At 66.3% G+C, this 478-nt stretch carries 1 protein-coding gene; it reads left to right on the forward strand.

Annotated features, from left to right (window positions below; genetic code table 11):
* Positions 1–478: tripartite tricarboxylate transporter permease (locus V6L75_RS20980; protein ID WP_334253401.1), on the forward strand; the 478-nt coding region annotated here is incomplete at both ends.

Below are 478 nucleotides of genomic sequence, written 5' to 3' on the forward strand. Positions count from 1 at the left end.
GCCAATGTCATGGGCGCGGGCATCTGCCTGGCGCTGGCCATTCCCATCTCCAAGCTGACCCAGATCCCGTTCCAGCGCCTTGCGCCCTTCATGATCGTGCTGATCTGCTTTGCCGCCTTCCAGGCCACCCGCTCGCTCGCCGATCTCGTGGCGCTGCTGGGCCTCGGCGTCCTCGGCGTGCTGATGAAGCGCTTCGGCTGGCCGCGCCCGGCGCTGCTGATCGGCTATGTGCTGGCCCCCCAGGCCGAGACCTATCTCTATCAGGCGCTGCAGTTCAACGGCTGGGACTTCATCTTCCGTCCGGGCGTCATCATCATCGCCCTGATGACCCTCGCCTCCATCTGGTTCGGCCTGCGCAACCGCATCGACGAGCATGGCCATGTGGTGCCCAACGAGGACGATGCGCCCGACGTGCCGTCCCTGCGCGCCCATCTGCCCCAGATCACCTTCGCCGTGGCCATGGCAGGGGCAATGCTGA

Source organism: Pannonibacter anstelovis, from assembly GCF_036881715.1.
Taxonomy (GTDB): domain Bacteria; phylum Pseudomonadota; class Alphaproteobacteria; order Rhizobiales; family Stappiaceae; genus Pannonibacter; species Pannonibacter anstelovis.